Source organism: Microbacterium sp. BF1 (genome assembly GCF_019279095.1).
GTDB classification, from domain to species: Bacteria; Actinomycetota; Actinomycetes; order Actinomycetales; family Microbacteriaceae; genus Microbacterium; species Microbacterium maritypicum.
On sequence record NZ_JAGYWT010000615.1, the window covers coordinates 1 to 1,323 of the forward strand.

Below are 1,323 nucleotides of genomic sequence, written 5' to 3' on the forward strand. Positions count from 1 at the left end.
GGAGGCCCGCGACCGCGTCGGCGGGCGCCTGTGGACCGACGTCATCGACGGCGCCATGCTCGAGATCGGCGGCCAGTGGGTCTCGCCCGATCAGGATGCTCTCAAGGAGACGATCGAAGAGCTCGGGCTCGAGACCTACAGCCGCTACCGCGAGGGCGACAGCGTCTACGTCGGCCCCGACGGGAAGACGCACCGCTTCACCGGCGAGATGTTCCCCGTCTCCGCCGAGACCGAGGCCGTGATCGCACGGATCACCGGGATCCTCGACGCGCTGGTCGCCGAGATCGACCCCGACCGGCCGTGGGAGCACCCGAACGCCGCGGAGTGGGACTCCATCACCTGGGACGCCTGGCTGCGCTCGCAGACCGACGACGACGAGGCCGTGCGGAACCTGGCCTTCGCCACGGGCTCCGCGATGCTCACCAAGCCCACGCACTCGTTCTCGCTGCTGCAGTCGCTGCTGATGGCCGCATCCGCCGGCTCCTACTCGAACCTCGTCGACGCCGACTTCATCCTCGACAAGCGCGTGGTCGGGGGTCTGCAGCAGGTTCCGCTGCGCCTGGCCGAGCGCCTGGGCCAGGACGTGCTGCTGAACCAGCCCGTGCGCAGCCTCAAGTGGTCGGACGCCGGCGTCGTGGCCACCACCGATGAGCTCACCGTGCGCGCTCGCCACGCGATCCTCGCGCACGCTCCCGTGCTGTACAGCCGTATCTCGTTCGACCCGCCGCTGCCGCGTCGCCAGCATCAGCTGCACCAGCACCTCTCGATGGGCTTCGTCATCAAGGTGCACGCGGTCTACGACCGTCCGTTCTGGCGCGAGCAGGGCCTCAGCGGCACGGCGTTCAGCCCCTACGAGCTCTCGCACGAGGCCTACGACAACACCAACCACGGCGACGAGCGCGGCACCCTGGTGGGCTTTGTGTCCGACGCCAACGCCGACGGCGTGTTCGAGCTGTCGGCCGAGGAGCGCAAGGAGCGGATCCTCGAGTCGCTGTCGCACTACTACGGCCCCGAGGCCAAGAACCCCGTCGTCTACTACGAGAGCGACTGGGGCAGCGAGGAGTGGACGCGCGGCGCCTACGCCGCCAGCTTCGACATGGGCGGCCTGCACCGCTACGGCGCCGACCTTCGCACGGCCGTCGGTCCGATCCACTTCGCCTGCAGCGACATGGCCGGTGCCGGATACCAGCACGTCGACGGCGCGATCCGCATGGGACACCTCGTCGCCTCCAACATCGTCGACGCCAGTCGCGACGCCGGCGCTGTCGAGAGCGGCAGCTGATGACCGGCTCGGTCGTCGTGGGCTACACGGCGACGGATGCG

At 69.6% G+C, this 1,323-nt stretch carries 1 protein-coding gene; it reads left to right on the top strand.

Annotated features, from left to right (window positions below):
* A partial coding sequence (locus KZA10_RS15445) for an NAD(P)/FAD-dependent oxidoreductase (protein ID WP_218683324.1) occupies window positions 1–1,282 on the top strand: 1,282 nt, incomplete at its 5' end.
* Window positions 1,283–1,323 lie beyond the last annotated feature (41 nt).